Origin of the sequence: Paenibacillus aurantiacus (assembly GCF_042431225.1) — a bacterium.
GTDB classification, from domain to species: domain Bacteria; phylum Bacillota; class Bacilli; order Paenibacillales; family Paenibacillaceae; genus Paenibacillus_Z; species Paenibacillus_Z aurantiacus.
On the sequence record NZ_JBHMDO010000042.1, the window covers coordinates 1 to 21,615 of the forward strand.

At 60.7% G+C, this 21,615-nt stretch carries 19 protein-coding genes; 3 read left to right on the plus strand and 16 right to left on the minus strand.

The features are described 5' to 3' along the window. Nucleotides 1-126: 126 nt before the first annotated feature. The 13 genes from ACFFSY_RS25650 to ACFFSY_RS25710 all read right to left on the minus strand — a co-directional run bounded on the left by ACFFSY_RS25650 (nt 127) and on the right by ACFFSY_RS25710 (nt 13,697). The gene (locus ACFFSY_RS25650; RefSeq protein ID WP_377499519.1) at nt 127-1,053 is read right to left on the minus strand and encodes a transporter substrate-binding domain-containing protein; all 927 of its coding nucleotides are present in this window, start codon (nt 1,051-1,053) and stop codon (nt 127-129) included. After that, entirely contained in the window at nt 1,050-1,817 is a 768-nt protein-coding gene (locus ACFFSY_RS25655) for an amino acid ABC transporter ATP-binding protein (protein WP_377499521.1), read from the minus strand. Before ACFFSY_RS25655 ends, ACFFSY_RS25650 begins: the two co-directional genes overlap by 4 nt. A 36-nt stretch (nt 1,818-1,853) precedes the next feature. Beyond that, nucleotides 1,854-2,513, minus strand: a complete 660-nt coding sequence (locus ACFFSY_RS25660) for an amino acid ABC transporter permease (protein ID WP_377499523.1) — start codon at nt 2,511-2,513, stop codon at nt 1,854-1,856. Further along, entirely contained in the window at nt 2,494-3,159 is a 666-nt protein-coding gene (locus ACFFSY_RS25665; RefSeq protein ID WP_377499525.1) for an amino acid ABC transporter permease, read from the minus strand. Before ACFFSY_RS25665 ends, ACFFSY_RS25660 begins: the two co-directional genes overlap by 20 nt. Further along, entirely contained in the window at nt 3,156-4,400 is a 1,245-nt protein-coding gene (locus tag ACFFSY_RS25670) for a threonine synthase (RefSeq protein ID WP_377499527.1), read from the minus strand. Before ACFFSY_RS25670 ends, ACFFSY_RS25665 begins: the two co-directional genes overlap by 4 nt. 214 nt (nt 4,401-4,614) lie before the next feature. Further along, the gene (locus ACFFSY_RS25675; RefSeq protein WP_377499529.1) at nt 4,615-5,070 is read right to left on the minus strand and encodes a NanQ anomerase/TabA/YiaL family protein; all 456 of its coding nucleotides are present in this window, start codon (nt 5,068-5,070) and stop codon (nt 4,615-4,617) included. Nucleotides 5,071-5,120: 50 nt separating this feature from the next. Then, nucleotides 5,121-5,999 (minus strand): ROK family protein, encoded by an 879-nt coding sequence (locus ACFFSY_RS25680; RefSeq protein ID WP_377499531.1) that lies wholly within the window; start codon nt 5,997-5,999, stop codon nt 5,121-5,123. 20 nt (nt 6,000-6,019) lie between these two features. Then, the gene (locus tag ACFFSY_RS25685; RefSeq protein WP_377499533.1) at nt 6,020-6,760 is read right to left on the minus strand and encodes an N-acetylmannosamine-6-phosphate 2-epimerase; all 741 of its coding nucleotides are present in this window, start codon (nt 6,758-6,760) and stop codon (nt 6,020-6,022) included. A 4-nt stretch (nt 6,761-6,764) separates the two neighbouring features. Beyond that, entirely contained in the window at nt 6,765-7,604 is an 840-nt protein-coding gene (locus ACFFSY_RS25690) for a carbohydrate ABC transporter permease (protein ID WP_377499535.1), read from the minus strand. Nucleotides 7,605-7,617: 13 nt separating this feature from the next. Further along, nucleotides 7,618-8,493 (minus strand): carbohydrate ABC transporter permease, encoded by an 876-nt coding sequence (locus tag ACFFSY_RS25695; protein WP_377499537.1) that lies wholly within the window; start codon nt 8,491-8,493, stop codon nt 7,618-7,620. Between the two features lie 246 nt (nt 8,494-8,739). Beyond that, the gene (locus ACFFSY_RS25700; RefSeq protein ID WP_377499539.1) at nt 8,740-10,146 is read right to left on the minus strand and encodes an ABC transporter substrate-binding protein; all 1,407 of its coding nucleotides are present in this window, start codon (nt 10,144-10,146) and stop codon (nt 8,740-8,742) included. Nucleotides 10,147-10,277: 131 nt separating this feature from the next. Next, nucleotides 10,278-11,192, minus strand: a complete 915-nt coding sequence (locus tag ACFFSY_RS25705; RefSeq protein WP_377499542.1) for a dihydrodipicolinate synthase family protein — start codon at nt 11,190-11,192, stop codon at nt 10,278-10,280. 306 nt (nt 11,193-11,498) lie between these two features. Then, nucleotides 11,499-13,697 (minus strand): exo-alpha-sialidase, encoded by a 2,199-nt coding sequence (locus tag ACFFSY_RS25710; RefSeq protein WP_377499544.1) that lies wholly within the window; start codon nt 13,695-13,697, stop codon nt 11,499-11,501. Between the two features lie 110 nt (nt 13,698-13,807). On the opposite strand from ACFFSY_RS25710, the gene ACFFSY_RS25715 reads away from it, so the two are divergent. Then, nucleotides 13,808-14,188 carry a hypothetical protein gene (locus ACFFSY_RS25715; RefSeq protein ID WP_377499546.1) on the plus strand — a complete coding sequence of 127 codons (381 nt, stop codon included), beginning with the start codon at nt 13,808-13,810 and terminating at the stop codon, nt 14,186-14,188. 76 nt (nt 14,189-14,264) lie between these two features. Here ACFFSY_RS25715 and ACFFSY_RS25720 read toward each other — a convergent pair whose 3' ends face one another. The 3 genes from ACFFSY_RS25720 to ACFFSY_RS25730 form a co-directional block, all read right to left on the minus strand. Continuing rightward, nucleotides 14,265-15,152: a carbohydrate ABC transporter permease gene (locus ACFFSY_RS25720; RefSeq protein ID WP_377499548.1), complete on the minus strand. Its 888-nt coding sequence runs from the start codon at nt 15,150-15,152 to the stop codon at nt 14,265-14,267. A 74-nt stretch (nt 15,153-15,226) separates the two neighbouring features. Next, the gene (locus ACFFSY_RS25725; RefSeq protein WP_377499550.1) at nt 15,227-16,123 is read right to left on the minus strand and encodes a carbohydrate ABC transporter permease; all 897 of its coding nucleotides are present in this window, start codon (nt 16,121-16,123) and stop codon (nt 15,227-15,229) included. Between the two features lie 178 nt (nt 16,124-16,301). Continuing rightward, nucleotides 16,302-17,735: an extracellular solute-binding protein gene (locus ACFFSY_RS25730; RefSeq protein WP_377499552.1), complete on the minus strand. Its 1,434-nt coding sequence runs from the start codon at nt 17,733-17,735 to the stop codon at nt 16,302-16,304. Nucleotides 17,736-17,987: 252 nt separating this feature from the next. Here ACFFSY_RS25730 and ACFFSY_RS25735 point away from each other — a divergent pair, with 252 nt between their 5' ends. Next, nucleotides 17,988-19,682 (plus strand): response regulator transcription factor, encoded by a 1,695-nt coding sequence (locus tag ACFFSY_RS25735; protein ID WP_377499554.1) that lies wholly within the window; start codon nt 17,988-17,990, stop codon nt 19,680-19,682. Next, entirely contained in the window at nt 19,679-21,490 is a 1,812-nt protein-coding gene (locus ACFFSY_RS25740; RefSeq protein ID WP_377499556.1) for a cache domain-containing sensor histidine kinase, read from the plus strand. Before ACFFSY_RS25735 ends, ACFFSY_RS25740 begins: the two co-directional genes overlap by 4 nt. The last annotated feature ends 125 nt before the right edge of the window (nt 21,491-21,615 follow it).

Below are 21,615 nucleotides of genomic sequence, written 5' to 3' on the forward strand. Positions count from 1 at the left end.
ATCTCTTAAGTGCTGCTTAATTCTTTTTTTCAAAGTGTCCTTGACTAAGGGTCCAGATTATCTTGCGAGTTACGCCCCTTACCTTTTAATGAAGACTTGCCGCATTGTCCGCTTCCTAGTGCCGCTCTACTCCAGCGTGCCGCCTTCCACGATAACGTCATACGGATCAACGTCCGGACCGAGCTCCGGCTTGACGTATTTGTCGTAGAGTCCCAGCAGGAACTTCTCCTTTGCCAGCAGCTCCAGCTCCTGATTGACCCAGTCTCGCAGCTCCGTGTTTCCTTTCTTCACGGCCGGCGCGATCGGCGCTTCCTTCTCCAGCTTCTCGGGAATGACCGTAAAGCCCGGGTTTTTCTTCGCCCATGCGAACAGGATGAAATTATCCTGCGCATAACCGTCGCCGCGCCCGTCCGCAAGCGCCTGCAGCGATTCCGTGTTTTTCTCGTATTTGACCAATTCGACGTCCGGGTAGTTCTCGGTCAAGTAAAGGTCGGCCGTCGTGCCTTTGGTCACGATGATTTTCTTCCCTTTCAAATCCGCCAGAGACTTGATGCCGCTCTTGTCGCTCACGATAACTTGAGTCGCTACCTTCAAATTCGGATTCGTGAAATCGACCGCCTGCTTCCGCTCCTCCGTCACCGTCATGTTGGCTACGATCAGATCCACCTTGTCGCTCTGCAGATACGGAATGCGGCTCGCCGGCTCCACGGTGACGAATTCGATCTTCGACTCGTCGCCCAGCAGATCCTTCGCGAAGCGTTTGGCCAGTTCGTTATCCAATCCGACGAAATCGCCTTTCTCGTCCACGTATCCGAACGGCGGCTTGTCGCTGAATACCCCGACGATCAGCTTCCCGCGTTCCTTGATTTTTTGGATCGCGCCGCCTTCCGCAGATGCCTTGCCCGCCGGCTCCGCGTTCTTCGTCTCCGCGTTATCCGTCTGCGCGGCAGCTCCCTTCGTTTCCTCGGCCGGCTGGTTGGCGTTATTCCCGCAACCAATCAGTAAACCCATGAATATAGTAAGAATTAGTGCTAAAAAAAACGGTTTTCTCATTGTATTCTCCTCCTTTGCCTATCGCCGATATCCCAAAATTGCCGCAAAAACCGCCGCGCCCGCTCCGTCTTCGGCTCTTCGAAGAACGAATGCGGCTCTCCGATCTCGCCTATTTGTCCTTCATCCATAAACACGATTCGGTCTGCCGCCGCCTTCGCGAACCCGATCTCGTGCGTCACGATGACCATCGTCATGCCCTGATCCGCCAGATCGAGCATGACCTCCAGCACTTCCTTCACCATCTCGGGATCCAGCGCGGCGGTCACCTCGTCGAACAGCATCACCTCGGGATTCATGCACAGCGCCCGCACGATCGCGATCCGCTGCTGCTGGCCGCCGGATAGTTGCCGCGGATAGGCGTCTTTCTTCTCCTCAAGCCCGACCCGGCCGAGCAGCCGCAGCGCCTGTGCCTCCGCCTCTGCTTTCGCGCGTTTTTGCGCTTTGACCGGTCCCAGCAGAATGTTCTCCAACACGGTCATGTGCGGGAACAAGTGATAGTGTTGGAACACCATCCCGACCCGCTGCCGGATCTGCCGCCAATCCGTCCCGCGGGCGCTCAACGCTTCGCCGCCGAACCGGATCGTTCCGCTCTCCGTCTCTTCCAAGCCGTTCATGCACCGCAGCAAGGTGCTCTTGCCGCAGCCGCTCGGCCCCAGAATCACGATGACCTCGCCTCTCTGTATGCGCAGGTCGATCTCCCGGAGAACGGGCTGGCCGCCGAACGACTTGCCGACTCGCTGCAGTTCCAGTATCGTTTCTTCCATGCGAATCTCCTCTCCGCCCAATCCGCCGGCCGTCGGCTAAGCTGCGTCCCATCGGCGCTCGAGCCGACGCGACACCGCAGATAACGGATAGCAGATCAGGAAATACAACAGGAACAACGTGCCATAAATGACGACCGACTCGCCCGTCCGTTCGATGATCTGCTGACCGCTCTTGATCATCTCCACGACGCCGATCATGACCGTCAGCGAGGTCGTCTTGATAATCCGCGTATAGACATTGATCGAAGGCGGGATCATCCGGCGCATCGCCTGCGGAATCAAGACGTGCACATACAGGTCCGCGGTGCCGAGCCCGATCGCCTTGCCCGCCTCCCGCTGCCCGCTCGGCAGCGATTGCAGCGCGCCTCTGGCCACCTCGCCGATCTCCGTTATTCCCCACAGCGACAAGACGAACACCGCGCACGGCACGCTCGGCAGATCGATGCCGAAGAAGATCGGCAGCCCGAAGAAAAAGAAGAACAGCCAGACGAGAATCGGGATCGAACGGAATAGCTCCAAATAGACGCGCGTCAGCACGCGCAGCACTAATCGGCGGGATGAACGCAAGATCCCGAACGGTATGCCGGCCACCGTGGAGATGACAATGCTGTAAGCGGCAATAAGGAGCGTCTGGAGCAGCCCCTTCCCAAGCTGCGGCAGCGCGCCGAGCAGCACGTCAAGTCCCGAACTGTCCATGCCGGTACCTCCTCTCGAGCGCGCTCAGAAGGGCGGAGAGCGGCAGAAACATGACCAGATAGATCCCGGTCATGACCGCGAGCATCTCGTACGTTTTGTAATACAACGCGATGTAGTTCGTGGTGGTGTACATGATTTCGGGGACCGACACGGCCGAGACGACCGTCGTCTCCTTCAGCAGGAACACGAAGGTCGCGAACAAAGCCGGCGTGCCGATGCGCATCGCCTGCGGCAGCACGATCTCCCGCAGCAGCTGCATCCGGGACAAGCCGAGCGCGAGCCCGGATTCGAGCTGACTCTTGGGGACGGCTTCCATCCCGGCGCGGAACACCTCCGTCATGTAGCCGCCCCCCAGGAACGTCATCGCCAATATGGCCGTCGTCATCCCGGATAACCGGATGCCGAGCGACGGCAGCGCGAAGTACAGGAAGAACAGCTGAATCAGCAGCGGCGTATTGCGGGCGAGCTCCACGTACAGCCGCACCAGGAACGCGAATCCTCTTAGCCTGAAAAAGAGAATGGCCGCATTCACCGATGCCACCAGCATCGAGGCGAGGATGGCAATGCCCGCGATCTTGAACGTCACGAGCGTCGCCTTCAGGAACTCCGGCAGCACGCGAAGCACGAATTCGGTATCGAAGGTCATCTCGCTTCCCCGCCTTCGCTTGCTCGCGGGCCGGCGGGCATTACGCCGCCAGGCGGCAAGATGGGCGGATCGGCCCGTACAGTGTCCGGGTATTTGATCCCCATCCCCGTATTGAGCGCGATGACCGTCTCCTCCTCCTTGATCCAGCCGCTCGCCCTTAATCGGCGCGCCGCCGCGAATACGGCGGCGCCTTCCGGGCAGACGAACGCGCCCTCCAGCGCGGCGACCTGGCGCTGCTCCGCGAGCAGCTCCTCGTCCCCGACCGCGACCGCGCAGCCCCCGGTGGCGTATACGGCCTCCAGGACTAGGAAGTCGCCGAGCGCTTTGGGCACGTTAATGCCGAAGGCGACGGTCGCCGACTCGCTCCAGAATGCCGACTCGGCGCGCCCTTCCTCCCAAGCCTTCACGATCGGCGCACAGCCCGACGCTTGAACGGCCACCAGTCGCGGGAGCTTGCCTTCAATCCAGCCGAGTTCCTTCAGCTCCAACAGCGCCTTGTAAATGCCGATCAGCCCGACGCCGCCCCCCGTCGGGTACAGAATGACGTCCGGCAGCCGCCACCCCAGCTGCTCGGCGATCTCGAGCCCCATCGTCTTCTTGCCTTCGATCCGATAGGGCTCCTTGAGCGTGGACGCGTCGTAGAGGCCTTCATCCCGCACCGCTTGGGCGACGATCTTGCCGGCATCGCTGATCAGGCCGTCCACGAGCGCAAGCCGGGCGCCCGAGATCGCGACTTCGGCGCGGGTGATGACCGGGGAGTCGATCGGCATGACGACCGCCGCTTCGATGCCGGCCCTCGCCGCGTACAGCGCCCAAGCCGCGCCTGCGTTGCCGTTGGTCGGCATCGCGAGCGAGCGCACGCCGAGCTCCTTCGCCTTCGAGATGCCGACGGCCGCGCCCCTGGCCTTGAACGAACCGGTCGGCACCAGCCCTTCATCCTTCATGTACAGCTTCGGAATGCCCATACCCGCCCCAGCGCGCGGCATCGGCAGCAGCGGGGTCATCCCTTCGCCGAGGGAGACGACGTTCGCCTCATGTTCGACCGGGAGCAGCTCGCGGTAACGCCACAAGCTGTTGTCGCGACCGGCCAGATCGGACTTGCTCCAGGCGCTGCGCAGCGCCTGGAGATTATAGCGAACCAGAAGCGGTGAACCGCACGCGCACAGCTGATGCCGTTCCCGGTGCGAATAGGACGCCGCGCATTTGGGGCATTCCAGATGCGATACATAGCTGAACAACATGGATGTTGGTCACCTCTTTCGTAAGATAGCGAATCGGACCGCCGCGGCGGCAATCCATAATTATTGGCTAAAACAACCAATATCACCCATACTAAATTATACTATTCCTGTATGTCAACTATGATTAAAGGCCGGAATTCAGGTCCATTTCACGATTTACTAGAAAAAAATACGAGAGCGCCTTCCATGGGAAGACGCTCTCGCAGAGTTTCCTTTAGTTATCGATTCTTAGCTTTACTACCGCCTTCCTGAGCGCGCCGCCTTCCCCGAGTCCCGGACGATGAAGATCCCAGGGATAGAACGCCGCGAACATGCCCGGCGACAGCTGCAGCATCACCTCGTCCGATGCGGGCGCGGCCAACAGGTAATCCGTCTCCTCGTCATAAGGCTTCACTAAGGGAATCGGCTCGCGCCGCGGCGACCAGCCGATCGTCTCCTCCCCCTCCAACAACAGGTGGACGTCAATATAACGCTCGTGCGCCTCCGCCGGCAGTCCGTCCGCTAATTTGCCCGTCGCTTTCATCACCGTCGCATACAGGCGATCGCCGTCGATGACGGTTTTGCCTTCCGGCCAATCATCCGCAGCGAGCGACTTCAGTGCCGCCAGCGCCTCTTCGATCCCGGCGTACTCGGTTCGTCCGCTCGCATCCGCCAACCATCCTAACATCATGCTGCCCGCCTCTCTTTCCTTTTCAAATCGCGAGAACCTTGAACGGCTGCCTACCCCGCAAACAGCGACGCAGCCCCCAACATACCCGCCTTATTGCCGAGCTCCGCCCGCAGGATACGCACGCCCTGGAAGCTGTCCATGATCAGCTCACGGGTTCGCCGCTCCACCATGCGCACGAGCTGCTCCTGCTCCATGACGCCGCCCCCGACGATGATCGCCGGCGGGTTGAAAATATGAACGAGCGACGCCAGCCCCGCCGCCGTCTCGGATACCCAAGCTTGCAGGACCGCCCCCATCCGTTCGTCCCCTTGGTTCACCCGATTGAAGAACGTCCTGCCGTCCGCGCACTGCGGGTCGATGCTGGCCGCGATGCGTACGAGCGCCGACGTCGAGGCGTAGGCTTCATAGAACGCCGCCGTCCCGGCATCGCCGCTCTCCCCGAGCCCGTGCGTGAACATATGGCCGAACTCGGCCGCGACGCCATCCGCGCCTCGATACAGCTGGCCGCTTAGCACGATCGCGCCGCCGATGCCCGTGCCGAAGGTGAGACAGAGAAAATCCCGATACCCGCGCGCCGCGCCGAAGCTGGCTTCGCCGAGGGCGGCCGCGTTCACGTCGTTCTCGACCCGGACGGGCTTGCCGAAGCGTGCCTCCAGCTCGTCTTTGATCCGCGTGCCCGCGTAGTTCGGAATGTTGCCGTTGGCGTACACAATCGTGCCCGAGGCCGCGTCCACCTGTCCCGCCGTGCTGATCGCGATCGCGTCATATTCCCCATACTCCGCTAAATTCGCGATGAGCCGCTCCATCAGATGCGGCCCGCCCTGCTTCGCCTCGGTGGCGTACTCCCGGTACTGCTCGACCTGTCCGTCCCGGTCGCACACTCCCATTTTCGTCGAGGTTCCCCCAATGTCCGCCGCCAGCACCTTCACGGCTCTCCCCCCTTATCGGTTCAGTCAAAAGCGCGGGTCGCGCGTACGAACCGCCGCGTAATCTCGAGCGGCCGCGTAATCGCCGACCCGACGACCGCCGCATGGACGCCGGCGCCGAATAGCGCCTTGAGCTCCTCCGGCGTCGAGATGCCGCCCTCGGCGATGACCGGCACGCGCACCGTCTTCACTAGTCGCTCCGCCATCTCAAGGTCGGGCAGCGCGCGTCCGCGGGTTGCCGCCGTATAGCCGCTGAGCGTCGTCGCCACGCAGTCGAAGCCGAGCTCGGCCGCGCGCGCCGCCTCCTCGAAGGTCGCGCAGTCCGCCATGAACAATTGCTCGCCGAACGCGCGGCGCAGCGCCGGGAACGCCTGCTCGATCGTCGTGCCGTCCGGCCGGATGCGATCGGTCGCGTCGAGGGCGATCACGTCCACGCCTTCTTGGAACAGCGCCTCGACCTCCTTGGCCGTCGGCGTAATGAACACGTCCGACCCGTCGTATACCTGCTTGATGATGCCGATGATCGGAAGGGTTACTTCTCGCTTGATTTCGCGGATGTCAGCCACGCTGTTCGCCCGGATGCCCGCCGCGCCGCCAAGCGCGGCCGCCCTTGCCATCCGGCCCATAATGAACGGGCTGTGCAGCGGCTCCTCCGGCAGCGCCTGACAGGAGACGATCAGCCTCCCGCTTAATGCCTCGAACAGTGTTGCGCCGTTAAATCGTCCCATGGACTGCTCTTCCTCCTTCGCGTTGGTTGTTGTCATTCAGTCATTCCTTGACCGCCCCTGCCGTCATCCCGTGCGTGAAATACCGCTGGAACAGCAGGAAAATGAGCAGCATCGGGATGGCCGCGACGGTCGCGCCCGCCATTTTGTACGCATAGTTCGGATTCAGATCCTGCATGAGCGTCGCGGTGCCGACCATGAGCGTCTTCATGTTCTTCTCCTGTCCGACGACCATCTGCCACAGGTAATCGTTCCACACTTGCACGAAGTTCAGGATAAACAGCGCCCCGATGCCGGGCTTTATGATCGGGAGCATGATTTGCGCGAATGTCCGCCACTCGCCCGCCCCGTCGATGCGCGAAGCTTCCCGCAGCGCGTCCGGCGTCGCGTCGAAGAACCCTTTCAACAGGAATACGCCGAACGCCGTCGCCACATTCGGCCAGATCATTCCGCCGAGCTCGTTCACCATCCCGAAATCCTGAATGATCCGGAACAGCGGCACGATCATGATTTCCTTCGGAATCATCAGGCTCGAGATGAAGATGACGAAAATGACATTGCGTCCCTTGAACGTCAGCTTCGAGAACGCGTAAGCGGCCATCGCACCCACGATAATGACGAGCACCGTGCTGACGCCCGAGACGAACAAGCTGTTGAACGTCCAGCGCAGCGCCGGCTGATTGCGAAACACGTCGATGTAGTTATCAAAGGTGATGGATGCTGGAAACCAGTCCGGCGGCATCTTCACCACGTCGGCGCTGTTCTTCAGCGAGCTCGTGATCAGCCAGTACAGCGGGAATAAGTTCAAGACGGCGAAGAACGCGACGAGAGCGTTCGATACGAGATCGTACGGCTCCCGCTTCTTGCTGATCGATTTCGGCATGCGTACCTCCTCCTTACGTCTGTTTGAGCATGCTTCTGAGCTGAGGTACGGATAGCAGCAGCGTGATCAGGAACATGATGACGCCGACAGCCGAAGCGGTGCCGAGCTGGTTGAATTTGAACGCGTTATTGTACAGGTAGTACATGAGCGTGACGGAGCCGTTGTTCGGCCCGCCGCCGGTTAGCAGCTGGATGACGACGAAAATTTTCAGCACGGCGATAATATTGATGATCGTGATGTACACCGTCGACGGCTGCACGGACGGAATGAGAATGTGGCGGATCGTCTGCCACCGGCTCGCTCCGTCCACCTCGGCCGCCTCGAACAGATCCTTCGGCACGCCGATCATCGCCGCGATGTACAGAATGATCGCCTGTCCGACGTTGGTCGCGAACGTGACGAAAATAATGACCGGCATGACCGTCTTGCTGCCGCCGAGCAAATTCACCTGCCCTGCTCCCGCTTCACGCGCCAAGTACGAGATGAGGCCGCTGGCCGGATTTAGGAGAAAGCTCCATACCATGCTCATGACGACCATCGACACCATGACCGGAATATAATAGCTGCCCCGGATGAACGAGACGTATTTGGCATTCTTGTCGAAGACGGCGGAGGCCGCGAACAACGAGAAGCCGACCGTCAGGAGGACGATGCAGACGACGAAGACGACGGTGTTCAGCAGCGCCTTGAAGAAGACCGGATCGCTGAACAACGCGGCGTAATTGTCCAGCCCGACGAACCGCTCGTCCTGATAATTGATTTGATACAAGCTAAGCCGAATGCCCTCGACGATCGGATAGACGAGGAAAAGCAGGAAGATCGCCATTTGCGGCAGAATGAACAGGTAACCGGTGAAGTTCGCTTGAAGCGCTTGTTTGCGTAATCGCATGTTGTCTTCCTTTCCCGGGGAGGACGGATGCCAGCGGCAATGAAATGCGTTGGCGTCAGCGGCTCCCCGCGTAGGATGGGGATGGCTAGATGTAGAGTTGAACCCGTGTACAACGAGCGGCAGGATCGGTTGCATCCTTCGTACCGCTCGCGCGATTGATGGGAGACGGAATGCGCACTTACCCCGCAGGCCATCCGCTAGCGTTCGGCTGCATGCAACCTGCAGCAAACCCGCTCTCCAATCGTGCTACTTGCTGCCGAAAATAACCGAGCTCGCCTTGTTCGTCTCGATCACTTTATTGCCCGCCGCCTGATAGTCCTTGATCGCCTGCTCCGGCGTCTTCGCCCCGGTGTACAGCGCCTGCAGCTCCGGATAGAGCACCTCGCGCAGCTGGCTGTAGCCCGGCACGTTGCCGGTAAAGTTGAACAAGTATTTCGCATTGGCATCATAGGCAACGAACAGCGGGTTCTCGCCCTTGAACGCCTCGGCGACCGAGCTGCGGACCGGAATGCCGTTCTTCGACGACTTCGTAAGCTCCGGATCGGTGGAGAAGAACTTGACGAAATCTTTCGCGACCTCGATCCGCTTCTCGTCCTTCGTCTGGAACACGCTCGCGCCGACGACGTACGTGAACGTCAGCGGATCGCCGCTCTCCGACGGGATGTTCGCCAGGCGCGCATCGAACTTCGGCGCCTTGCCGCTCGCCATGTCCGCCTTGGCATTCGCGTACAGCACCGGGTTCGTGAAGCTGATCGCCAGCTGCTGGTTCTGGAACATGCCGTTCGCGTCGTTCGACGAGACGGATTCCGGCCCCGGGTTCGTGTAGCCCGCGTCCTTGATCGACTTCAGCCACGCCGCCGCTTTCGCGCCGCTTGCGTCGTCCAGCGCGATGTTGCCCGCCTCGTCGAAGAACTTGCTGCCGAACATGCGCAAGTACGCGAGATTCCACGTATCGCCCTGGTTGTTCACCGCGTAGAGCGCCATCGGGTAAGCGCCGGCATAAGGCGTCTTCGGCAGCTTCTCTTTCAGCGTCTTCAGAATGCGCTCGTAGTCCGCCAGCGTCCACGTCTTGATCTCATTCTCGCCGCCAACGTCGCTCGCAAGGCCCGCCGCGCGGAACATGTCCGCGTTGTAGACGAGCGTGCCCGGATTGTTCTGGAACGGGTAGAAGTAAATATCGTCGCCGAACGTGACCGAGCTCCAGTAGTTGTCCGCGATGTCCTGCTTCGCGGCGTCGTCCACGATGTCCGTCAGCGGCACGAGCGCGCCGCGATGGACGTAGTCGCCCATGGCGAAGACGCTCTCGAAGAAGACGTCCGGCGGCGTCCCGCCGCTCAAGTTCACGTTCAGCAGCTGATCCCGCTGGTCGCCCGCGATGACCTCGACGTTCACCTTCGCGTCGTACTTGTCGTACTGCGCCGCGAACTTCTCCGCCGCATGCTTGAAGAAGCTGTCGTAATCGGCCCCCTCCTCCGACGCGTCGAGCACGCCCTTCCACTGCGGCGTCAGCCATACCTTGATCTCGACCTTCTCCTTACCGTCCGATGCTCCTCCGCCGTTGTCAGCAGCGGTGTTCGAGTCTCCTCCGTTCGAGCACCCCGCCAGCAATACCGTGAGTGCGGCCGCAACCGCGAGAATCCGTGTGCGCTTCATGTTCGTGTCCCCCTGGTCTGAAGTTCGATTGGTTGTGCACGCCTACTAAATGCCGGTCAATCGCCGCTCGGCCATGCCTGCTGGCGGTCGATGCGGGGAATGGCCCGGCACATCGATGCGATCGCGGCCAGTTAGGCTTCGCGATACCGAAGCGCAAGCGCATCGATCGCGGCGGCGATGCCGTCAATCCGCTCCGCGTCCGCCGGCGAGACATCTTCGAGCGGGGCCCGCACGCCGCCGATATTCACGCCACGGCGGCGAAGCACCTCCTTGATGGCCGCATACATCGAGCCGTCCTGCGAGCAGAGCGCGACAATGATGTCGTTAATTTCGCTCTGCAGCTTGCCCGCCTCTTCGAAGCGACCCTCGCGCACGAACTTGTCGGCTGCAAGGAACAGCTCCGGCATCGCCGCGTACGTGCCTCCGATCCCGGCGGCCGCGCCCATGATCCGGCCCGCGACGAACTGTTCGTCGGGACCGTTGAAGACGACGACCCGATCGCCGCCCGCCGATTTGAAGCGTTCGATGTCGAGCGCCGGCATGGAGGAATTTTTGACCCCGATGACTTTCGGATTGGCGAGCAGCTGCCGGAAGACGCCCGGCGTCAGCGTGTAGCCCGTGGTCTGCGGGATGTTATAAATGATGAAAGGCAGCTCGGTCGCCTCCATGATCGCCGTCCAGTACCCGATGACGGCCGAGTCCGGCAGCTTGAAATAAATCGGCGGAATCGCCGAAAGCGCGTCGTATCCAAGCTCCTCCGCATGCCGGGCCAGCTCGATGCTGTCTCTGGTCGAGGGTGCACCGACATGGGCGATGAGCGTCATTTTCCCTTTGAGATGGCGGGCTGCATAAGCGAGCGCCTGCTTGCGCTCCTCCAGGCTGTGGTAGATGCATTCGCCGGAGCTGCCTCCGACATAGACGCCCTGCACGCCCTTCGCATACAAGTAATCGGCCAGCGCAGCCGTGCGCGATTCCGAAATGTTCCCCTGATCGTCGTAACAGGCGTAGAACGCCGGAATGATGCCGTGAAATTTGGTCAAGTCCATGATGTAACCTCCGTTAGTGGGGTTGATGAAACAGTTGCTTGTTTTCGATAGATGAACATAAATGTCGGTTGCCGAAATGTTAAGTACTCGAAACGGTCGGATGGCCGGATCGCCGGATGGCCAGTATTGAGTGCGCCGAACGATTGGATGGCCGGATGCCCTATACTTATTGCGCCGAATAACCGGATGAGCGGTTGCCGTCATACAAGGGACGGCGAGCACGTCTTCCGTTCCACCATGCGCGAAACTAAGGACGCCTCGCTCTCCCCTTGCTCGATTAAACGTCTTGTTCGGTATGACCTCGCCTTACGGCGATTCGATCCACGCTTTGTTCAGACGGGCCAGCGCGATTTTGCTCGCGGCCGGTTTTTCGTAGAAGACGAATATCGTCTTGTCCGGGGCGACCGCGATATCGGAATACCCGTTATTCCCCGCGTAAATTTCCTTCGACCGATACCAGGTGGCACCGTCGTCGCTGCTCATCCGAATCGTCATGTTCGTGCGAGACGATACATGTGCGGGATTCGTGAACAGGATCGTGCTCGCATCGTAGCGCTGCAGGCTGGCCGCGACGATCGGATCGATAAGCGTCGTGTCGGAATACGGCGTCGACCACGCTCCGGTCGGACCGCTTGCGACCGAGACCGCCCGGTAGTCGCTGCCCGGATTGCGCATGTTCGCCATGAGCCGGCCGTCCGACAGCTCCACCATCATGTTCTCGTGGATTCTCGTATACCCGCTCGGGTTCGGCACGAGCGATCCGGCTTGCCACGTCGCGCCGCCGTCCGTGCTGTAGATCGTCGCCACCGTGCTGTTCGTCCAGTTGCTCGTCGTCAGGTAGATAGGCACGACCAGCGTTCCATTGGTCATTTGGAAGCCGTGCCCCGGCCCCATGCCCGCGCCGGATAGCCCGGCGAAGTAATAGGGACTGGCGGTATTTTTGTACGCGTTCAGCACGGAGGTGATGTCTCTCGCCGCGCCCCAAGTCAGCCCGTTATCCGTGCTCGTGCGAATGAAATATTGGCAATTGCCCCATACCCAACGCCCCCACAGCAGATGAACGGTATTGCCCGTATTCTCGGCGAGCAGCATCGGATTCATCTCCGCGTTGCCAAGCGATTTGCCGGGCGACAGGATGACCTGCTCGGAGAAGGTGACGCCGCCGTCGGTGCTGCGCTTCAAGACGAGATCCGTTGGCGTCTGGTCCCCGCCCGATCTGGCTTCCGCCACGGCCAGAATGGTGCCATTCGCCGTGGAGACGATGCTCGGAATCCGATACTGCGCATAGCCTTTGCCGTCGCTCGTATCGAAGAGGATCGTCTCCTCGAACATCGCGCTCAGCATGTTGATTTGGCTCGCATTCAGCGACGCCGGATACACCGCGACGTACGCCATGCTGCCGGTGTAGTACCATTGGCCGCCGCCGTTGTCGGCATTGCGCCCGATCCACAGCCCATTCAGCCCTTGAGCGGCGGCGAAGAACGCCGTCGAGGATGAGGATGCGCGCTGCTGTCCGTCGACGTAGATTTTCGTGCCGGACGCGTCGACGTTCAAGATGGCGGTGTGCCAGTTGTTATCGTTCATTTTGCCGGAGGCGCTCAGCTGCGTCGCGTAGTTGCCGTTCGTCCGATTCTCGAAGTACACGGTGCCGTTATTCATCGTCAGCGACACGTTGGTCGAAGGCGCCGACGTGTTCGAAGCGCTCAGGAACGTCTGCGCTTGACCGGTGCTCGGCGACTTGAATTTGACGACGATCGCGCCTTGCGTGAGAGCGGAGACGGAGGCGAGGTCAGCCGTCCGGTCGATGTATTCCGTCGTGCCGTCGAAGGCGCGATTCACCGAGGCGGACAGCGCCGCTTGAGGCAGCAAGCCGGCGGATTCCATCGCTTCGGCCTGCGACCAGGCGCGGTTGTAGACGTCCACGTACGCCAGATCGCCGGCGTAGTACCACTGACCGCCGCCATTGTCGGCATTGCGACCGGCCCACATCCCATTGAGACTCGTCACGTTCGCGAAGAATGCCGTAGACGATGTACTGCCCTTCAGCAAGCCGTCGACGTAGATGCGCGTGCCGGTAACGTCCACGGACAGCACTGCCGTATGCCACGCGCCGTCGTTGAACGTGCCTGCCGCGCTAAGCTGCGTCGCGTATACGCCGTTCTCGCGATTCTCGAAATACACTGTGCCGCCGTTCATCGTCAGCGACAGGTTGCTCGACGGATCGGCGGTGTGCGAGGCGCTGAAGAACGTCTTCGCCGCCGCCGTGCTCGTCGTCTTGAAGCGGACGACGATGGAGCCTTGCGTAAGCGGAGCGACCGCGGCGATATCCGCCGATTTGTCCACATAGTCGCTCGTGCCGTTGAAGGAACGGTTCAACGTATACTGGAGCACCCGGCCATCTGTCGGCGCGGCTTCCGATACGTAGGGCGTAAGCGATAATCCCGCGACGAATACGGTGAAACAAACGATCCAGCGAGCGGCATGCGTGAGTCTGCCAAACTTCATCCCAACATCTCTCCCTTACTCATCGTTTGATTGCTCGGACGTGCGCGAATACGAATACTCACCTCCTTTCGCCGCGGGTAAGGGAGGATGTGGGGAGGGTCGCGGCGGACTTGACGGATTTTAGCGCGCTGGAAGTCACTATTGCGGGCTGGCACTCCGCTTTCGCGGACGTTAGCACGCTGGAAGTCACTATTGCGGGCTGGCACTCCGCTTTCGCGGACGTTAGCGCGCTGGGAGTCACTATTGCGAGCTGGCACTCCGCTTTCGCGGACGTTAGCGCGCTGGGAGTCACTATTGCGGGCGGACTCGCCGCTATCGCGGACGTTAGCGCGCTTGGAGTCACTATCGCGGGCTGGCACTCCGCTTTCGCGGACGTTAGCGCGCTGGGAGTCACTATTGCGAGCTGGCACTCCGCTTTCGCGGACGTTAGCGCGCTGGGAGTCACTATTGCGGGCTTGCCGGCCACACTATCTCCAATAGTCAGTCCTTAGCCTACTATTGCGCGCCATTCCACCTCGGCCACCGGCAATAGTCGGCCACAGCCCACCGCGCGCCGCCTTACCGCCGCTACCCTTTGACCGCCCCCATCGTGATGCCCTGCGTGAATGCCTTCTGGAATAGCAGGAAGATCAGGATCATCGGCAGCGAAGCGAGCGCCGCGCCCGCCATCAGCACGCCGTATGGCGTCGTGTACTCGCCCTGCAAGGTCGCCAGCCCCAGCGGCAGCGTCATCATCGACGTCGACCGCGTAATGATCAGCTGGCTGAAGTAGTCGTTCCACGCGTTGATGAACGTGAAAATGGCGAGCGCCCCGAGCGCCGGCTTCAGCAGCGGCATAATGATGCCGTAGAACAGCCGCAGCTCCGAGCAGCCGTCGATCTTGGCCGCCTCGATCAGCTCGCCCGGAATCGTCTGCGCGAACTGCTTCATCAGAAACACCCCGAACGGCCAGCCGAGCGCCGGCAAAATCAGACCTTGATACGTATCGATCCAGCCGAAATCGGCCAACATCGTGAACAGCGGCACCAAGATGACCTGCTTGGGCAGCGCCATCGCCGAGACGAACAGAATAAAGATGAGTTTGCGTCCCGGGAACTGCTTCTTCGCCAGCACGTACCCCGCCATCGAGGCGGTGAGACAGACGCCAACCATCTCGCTGGTGGCCACGAAGAAGCTGTTGAAACCCCATTTCCACACCGGGTTGTTGAACAGCACCCGGAAATTATCCAGCGTCGGCTCGAGCGGAATCCACTCCGGCGGAATGGCGACCGCGACGTTCTGTACCTTGAAGGCGCCGGTAACGATCCAGTAGAACGGGAAGATGAACAGCAGCGCGCTGATGACGAGCAGTACATTGGCCGCGATTTTGCCGAAGCCAAGTTGACTTCGTTTTCGCCGCTCGGCCGCTGCTCCTTCCCGTTCCCCGCCATGCCGGACTTCCATTAATGCACTCATTGTGATGTCCCTCCTGACTTGCTGTCTGCTGCGCACGCGAGCGCGAACTTATCGCTTTAGCCGAATATCTGGAATCAATACTCCACGTCGCTGCCCAAATATTTGAACTGAATAACCGAGATGATGCCGATCACGATCGCCAGCACGACGCCCATCGCCGACGCGAGGCCGAAGCTGCCGAGCATGAACGCCTGCTCGTAGACGCCATACATGACCGTCGAGGTCGCGTACATCGGACCGCCGGAGGTAAGCAACTGGATGATCGCGAACACCTGGAACGTATTGATCGTCGTGATGACGATGATGTACAGGTTGGTGGGCATGAGCATCGGCCAGATGATTTTGCGGAAAATCTGCCCCGCGCTCGCCCGGTCGATCTGCGCCGCTTCGATGTACGAGGCCGGAATATTGCCCAGCGACGCGACGTACAGGATGATCGGCTGTCCGACCGAGGTCGTAATGAGCACGAGGATGATTGCCAGCAGCGCCGTGCGCGTATCCCCCAGCCAGCCGATCGGCTCCGCCCCGAACAAGCTCGTGATGTAGTTGAGAATGCCGTAATTCGGATGGTAGATGGACGCCCACACGACGGTGATGCTGACGACCGAGGAGACGGCCGGCAAGTAGAACACGCCCCGGAAAAACGACCGCTGCATCTCCGACTTCTTGTAGATCGTCATCGCCACGAAGATCGAGAACAGCACGACGGCGGGGACCGCGACGAGCACGATCAGCATCGTGTTCCACATCGATTTGGCGAACACGTCGTCATGCAGCAGGACGTTGAAATTGCGCAGGCCGACGAACTCGAAATCCCGCAGCGTGTAGTCGAAAAAGCTGATGTAGATGCCCTTGAGCATCGGGAACGCGACGAACAACAGGAAGAACCCCAGCGCCGGCAGCAAGAACAAATAACTCGTCAGCCATTCGCGCCAAATATACCGTTTTCGCCTGAGAACCGCTCCAGCCACGAAATTCCACCCCTTTTTGCGTATGACAAAGAGCAGCCCACCGCTTGGCGCGCTGCCCTATGCCTTGCTTATGATGTTTGATGAGCGCCGCTTGGGAAGCGAAGGGCGCTCGGCGGCTGGCGGGTAGCCAACCGCCGCGCCTTAGCTCGCCGCGGCAAGCCGGCTTCGCTTCCGCGTCTTACTTGGCGACGGATGCCTTCGCCTTGGCGATCGCGGCATTCGCCTTCTCGGCGAAGCCGTCCAGCGCTTCTTTGCCGGTCGCTTGACCGAGAATGGCGCGCTGCAATTCCGGGAACCAGAACGTGCGAATCTCCGCGTAGCCGTCCGCGATCGTCGGCGGATCGGTGATGAACTGGCGGGCCAGCTCGGAGTAGGCGTACTCCGGATCGTCGTATAAGCCGGTGATGGAGTTCCGGACGGACAAGCCGCCGGTCTGAATCAGGCTTTTCTTGCCCCACTCCGGATCGTTCGCGATGAAGTCGATCAACTTCTTAGAGGCCGCGATTTTGGCCTCGTCGTCGTTATTGAAGATGGCCATGCCGCCCAAGTACGGCTCCAGCTTCGGCTTCGAACCGTCGAGCGTCGGGAACGGCAGCAGCACGTCCTCGAACTGAGCTTTCTTCAGCGGCGCGTTCTGCGCGCGCAGCACTGCGGAATAGTTGATGCTGAAGGCGAGCTTGCCCTGGAGGAACAGGTCGTTCACGTCGCCAGCGGCAAGCGAGGCGGCGCCGCTTACGATGAGCTTCTCCTTCGACGCTTGCGCAAGCCAGTCCAGCGCCGCGGCCGCGTTGTCCGTGTTGATCGCGACCGCGCTGTTGTCCTCGTTCAGGAACCGGGAGACGCCGAGGTTCGCCAGATAGGCGCGCGTGCCTTGGTCGCCGGCTTGGCTCTTGGCGTAGAAGCCGGATGGAATGACGTCCGGCGCCTTGTCCTTCACCGCCTGGAGCGCCTTCTTGTATTCGTCGAACGTCCACGTGCGGTCCGGCCGATCAAGCGGCAGCAGATCCAGCGCGCCGATCTTCTCGAACACGGTTTTGTTAACGGCCATCATGAACGGCGCGGTGTTGATCGGATACATGTACGTCTTGCCGCCGACCATCGATTGCTTCCAGAACGCCTCCGCGATGTCGCCGCGCACTTCATCCGTCACCATGTCGTCCAGCGACGCCAGCAAATCCTTCTTCGCCCAGTCGATAATTCGGCCTGGCGCGTCATAGATAACGTCTGGCGCGGAGTTCGTCGCGATGGCGACGTTCAGCTTCTGCGGACCGCCGTCGAAGGTGATCATCTCCAGGTTGACCTTGATGTCGGGATATTTCGCGTTGAACGCCTCGATCAGCTGTTTCTCGTACTTGCCCACTTCGCCGTCCACCGGTTGGTAGGTCGGGAAATTCCACCACGTAATCTCCACCGGCTTCGCCTGCTCGGGCTCCGGCTTGCTCGCCTCGCCTGCCGTGTTAGCCGCATTGCCCGCCTTGTTGTTGCCTGCGGCGTTATCCTGCCCACCGGCGCCGTTGTTCGTGCCGCCATTGTTCGAACTGCAAGCCGCCATGACCATCGTCATGAGCGAGATGGCGATGAAAGACGCGATTCTTCTCTTTCTTGCTGCCACTGCTGATCCCCCCAGCGATTCATATGTCGAAATGATTGGCCATCTCATCTCTTGTACCTAATCTTAGATCAAAGTCGCCCTCCGATGAATCCCCGTCCTTTTACTTTGAAGGTCCATTTTTGACCTGTTGCCGATCTGAGGCGAAAAATAGCGATTGATCTACCATGATGGCAGATTGTCTCCGGTATAATAGTCGTAATAGACAGCGCTTCCGCTTCGGGAGCGCCAATCATTCAACTGGGGGCGCGCACCATGTACACACTGATGATTGTCGAAGACGAGCCGCTCATCCGCGAAGGCTTGAAGCATTACTTCCCATGGAGCGAGCTTGGCGTGACGCACATAATAGAGGCGGAGGACGGCGCGCAGGGCGAACGGCTCGCGCTGCGCGAGACGCCGGACCTCGTCATTACCGACATCCGCATGCCCGAGATGGACGGACTGACGATGATCGAACGGCTGCGGCCGCAGCTGCCTTCGGCGGTGTTCGTCATTTTGACGGGCTACAACGATTTCGAATATGCCCAAAAAGCGATCCGGCTCGGCAATATTCAGGCTTACCTGCTCAAGCCGCTTGAATACGAAGACAGCCTCGCCACCGTGAAGGCCGCCCTCGCCAAACTGCATCAGCGCCAAACGGAGGAGCTTCTAATTAAGGGAGCGGAACTGCTCCGGCTGGAACGGCGGCGCGCGCAGGAAAGTCTGGTCGTGAAGCGGCTGCTTGAGGAGCCCGGCTTCGATCCGACTCCGGCGCTGCTATCCATTGGTCTCCCCGACCCGGCAGACGGTCGTAGCCGACGGTATGCGACTCTTGTGGCGACCGCGCCGCCGCCGAGCGGCACATTGCCCTCACCTGATGACGAATGGACAGCCGCCGCCGAACGGTTCATCGCCGACCATGCCAACCGGCTGCTCGGTACGGCGGAAGGCGTTCAGTTCCTCGCTTACATCCGCGGGGGCAAGCTGTTCGTCCTGGCGTTATTCGATACGGAAGCCGAGACAGCCAACCTCGGCCGCCAGGATGCGAAGCATCCTAACTCCCCGAACCTTGCGTTCGCGGATGCGGCAGCGGCGCTAGCCTCGCTTAACCGCGTTCGCGCCGAAGCGGTCTACATCGCCGCAAGCGGCCTCGTCGCAACGACGGCGGAGCTTCTCCAATCGTTCGCGCAAACGGAGCTTGCGCTCTACAGGCGCTACTGGCAGCCTGACGTTTATCTGTTCCGCGCGACTTCGGCGGTTGCGCCGCCTTCGCCCGAGACGCAACCGACGCCGCTTGCTCCGCGGGACAAGGAGCTGCTGCAGGCGCATCTGCGCCAAGGAGACGCAGCAGCCGCGCGCGAGCTCCTCATGGGACTGGCGGAAGCCTCCAGGCAGCTGCCGGACAATACGTCGCCGGACCGCTGGCTTGCTTCGCTCCAAGAGTTGGTCAGCCTGACGCTTCGTCATGCCCACCAGCACGGCATCGCCGTAGAGCAGTTCGCCAGCGGCAAAATGCTGACGCTTGCGTTCGCGGACGATTTCGCCACAGCCAGGGATATGTTCGCCTGGCTCGCCGACTGGACGGACCGGCTGATCGCGGCGAACCCATCCGGGCCCGAAGCGCAAGCCGTCGGCGCGGACGCGCGCGTGTTCGCGCAGATCGAGCAGTTCGTCCGGCAGCATATCGACCGGGAGATCACGCTCCAGATGGTGGCCGACCGCTTCTTCTATAATCCGTCGTACCTCAGCCGCCTGTTCAAGACGAAGCTGAACAAGAATTACCTCGTCTTCGTCGCCGAGATCCGCATCCGTTACGCGCAGGAATGCCTCAAGGACCCGAACTTGTTCATTACCGACGTGTGCGCAATGTGCGGGTACAAGAGCTACAAGCATTTCGTGAAGACGTTCCGCGGTATTGCCGGCATGACGCCGACCGACTATCGGAAACAGCTGGGGATCGGGTCATGAGGGGGCTGCTCCAGCTGCTGCTCCGCCCGTTTCGGTTCAAGCGTGTCAACCGGCAAATTTTCGTGCTGACGATCGTCGTCATTACGCTCCCGCTTGCGCTCATGTCCGGCGTTATCTATCTGTTCACGCTGCAGGCGGTCAAGAGCGAGTACCAGAATAGCGCGACGCTCATTCTCAACAACCTCTCGTTCAACATCGACCAATATTTGCAGAGCATCGAGAAAGGCACGCTGACCGCCCAATTGGACAACCGGCTGCAAGACTCGCTCGAGAGCTGGCTGCTCCATCCGGAGGTCGACGTCAGCCAAAGTCTGCAGTACGGCGAAGTCATCGAGCAGTTCGTCAGCACGATCGAGATGACGATCAAGAACGTCGACAGCGTGCAAATTTATTCCGCCGGCCGGGTGTTCTACTCCGCCAACTTCGATCGCTCCAGCTACGAGGAGACGAATTTCACGAACGAAACCTGGTACAAGCAGACGCTCGCGGCCAAGGGGAGAATCGTCATTTTCGGCACGCATACGCCGTTCCGCCGCACCGCGGAAGATGAACGCCAACAGGTCATCTCCATCGCGCGCGTCATTAACAAGACCGGCACGAAGCAGCCGCTAGGCGTCATGCTCGTCGATATCCGGCTCGACTCCTTGCAGGAGATTCTCGCGCTGTCGGAGAACCGCAATCACAATTTCCTTATCGTAGACAACAAGGGCAGCTACGTGTATGCGTCGGGAACGGATAAGACGGGGGGAAGATACGCTGCGGACGCCACGATACTCGCGCAGGTGAAGGGAAGCGAGACCGGTAGCTTCTACGCGCCCTTCGGCGGCGAGCGTTCCTTCTTCAATTTCGTCACGTCGCCGTATTCCGGCTGGAGGGTTATTCAATACATCGAGGAGCGCGAGATGACCAAGGACGCGGAGCGGCTGCGGCTGATCCTGCTCGTCTTCGCGTTCTGCTCGCTCGGCGTCGCGCTGCTGTTCCTGTTCCTGCTGTCGGTGCGGGTGACCAAGCCGATCATCCTGCTCAGCCGTCAAGTCCGGGCAGTCGGCCTCGGCAATCTGGACGTCCAGCTGAAGACCGATCGCACGGACGAATTCGGCGTATTGTACAACGGCGTCCGCAAAATGACCGAGGACCTCAAGGCGCATATCGAGCGTTCGTCCATGACCTTGGCGCAGCAGCGGATGGCCCAGTACGGCGCGCTCAAAAGCCAGATCAACCCGCATTTTCTCGCCAATGCGCTCGAATCGATCCAGATGAAAGCGGTCATCGCCGGCCAGCGGGATATCGGCGAGATGGTCGGGCTGCTCGGCCGGCTGTTCCGCAGCCATATCCAGACCGGCAAGGAGGTCGTGCCGCTGAACGAGGAGCTGGCCACCATCCGGCTGTACATCAAGGTGCAGCAGATGCGTTTCGGCGACAAGCTCCGGTACGAGGAGGAGCTCGCCCCCGGGACGGAGCAGACGCCGGTGCTGCATTTTGCGCTGCAGCCGATCATCGAGAACGCGATCGTGCACGGATTGGAGCGACGCCGCGGCAGCGGACAGCTGACGGTATCGACTGAGGTCGAAGGCACGCTCATGCGCATCGTCGTCCGCGACGACGGAGCCGGGATGGACGAAGAGCGGCTGGCGGCGATTCGCAGCCGGCTGGCGGCCCCGTCCGATACGCTCGACATGGATCATATCGGGATCAAAAACGTGCATGACCGAATTCGCTACTATTTCGGAGAGCGGTACGGACTGGACATCTACAGCGCCCCCGGGGAAGGGACGCGCGTCGTCATTCGGGTGCCCGCGGGCGCGTAAGGGGGACCGCTGCATACCGTCGATCGTCCAACGTCTACCGTCAAAAACATCAGCAACAGGTTCCTCCTCTCGGAAAAAAACGAAAAACGCGCGTGCCGTTAAATCGGTACGCGCGTTTCTTATTT

Excerpts from the sequence above, each read along its gene's own strand:
- ACFFSY_RS25650 (WP_377499519.1), bottom strand. The coding sequence starts at position 1,053 with ATGAGAAAACCGTTTTTTTTAGCACTAATTCTTACTATATTCATGGGT.
- ACFFSY_RS25655 (WP_377499521.1), bottom strand. The coding sequence starts at position 1,817 with ATGGAAGAAACGATACTGGAACTGCAGCGAGTCGGCAAGTCGTTCGGC.
- ACFFSY_RS25660 (WP_377499523.1), bottom strand. The coding sequence starts at position 2,513 with ATGGACAGTTCGGGACTTGACGTGCTGCTCGGCGCGCTGCCGCAGCTT.
- ACFFSY_RS25665 (WP_377499525.1), bottom strand. The coding sequence starts at position 3,159 with ATGACCTTCGATACCGAATTCGTGCTTCGCGTGCTGCCGGAGTTCCTG.
- ACFFSY_RS25670 (WP_377499527.1), bottom strand. The coding sequence starts at position 4,400 with ATGTTGTTCAGCTATGTATCGCATCTGGAATGCCCCAAATGCGCGGCG.
- ACFFSY_RS25675 (WP_377499529.1), bottom strand. The coding sequence starts at position 5,070 with ATGATGTTAGGATGGTTGGCGGATGCGAGCGGACGAACCGAGTACGCC.
- ACFFSY_RS25685 (WP_377499533.1), bottom strand. The coding sequence starts at position 6,760 with ATGACAACAACCAACGCGAAGGAGGAAGAGCAGTCCATGGGACGATTT.
- ACFFSY_RS25690 (WP_377499535.1), bottom strand. The coding sequence starts at position 7,604 with ATGCCGAAATCGATCAGCAAGAAGCGGGAGCCGTACGATCTCGTATCG.
- ACFFSY_RS25695 (WP_377499537.1), bottom strand. The coding sequence starts at position 8,493 with ATGCGATTACGCAAACAAGCGCTTCAAGCGAACTTCACCGGTTACCTG.
- ACFFSY_RS25700 (WP_377499539.1), bottom strand. The coding sequence starts at position 10,146 with ATGAAGCGCACACGGATTCTCGCGGTTGCGGCCGCACTCACGGTATTG.
- ACFFSY_RS25705 (WP_377499542.1), bottom strand. The coding sequence starts at position 11,192 with ATGGACTTGACCAAATTTCACGGCATCATTCCGGCGTTCTACGCCTGT.
- ACFFSY_RS25710 (WP_377499544.1), bottom strand. The coding sequence starts at position 13,697 with ATGAAGTTTGGCAGACTCACGCATGCCGCTCGCTGGATCGTTTGTTTC.
- ACFFSY_RS25720 (WP_377499548.1), bottom strand. The coding sequence starts at position 15,152 with ATGAGTGCATTAATGGAAGTCCGGCATGGCGGGGAACGGGAAGGAGCA.
- ACFFSY_RS25735 (WP_377499554.1), top strand. The coding sequence starts at position 17,988 with ATGTACACACTGATGATTGTCGAAGACGAGCCGCTCATCCGCGAAGGC.
- ACFFSY_RS25740 (WP_377499556.1), top strand. The coding sequence starts at position 19,679 with ATGAGGGGGCTGCTCCAGCTGCTGCTCCGCCCGTTTCGGTTCAAGCGT.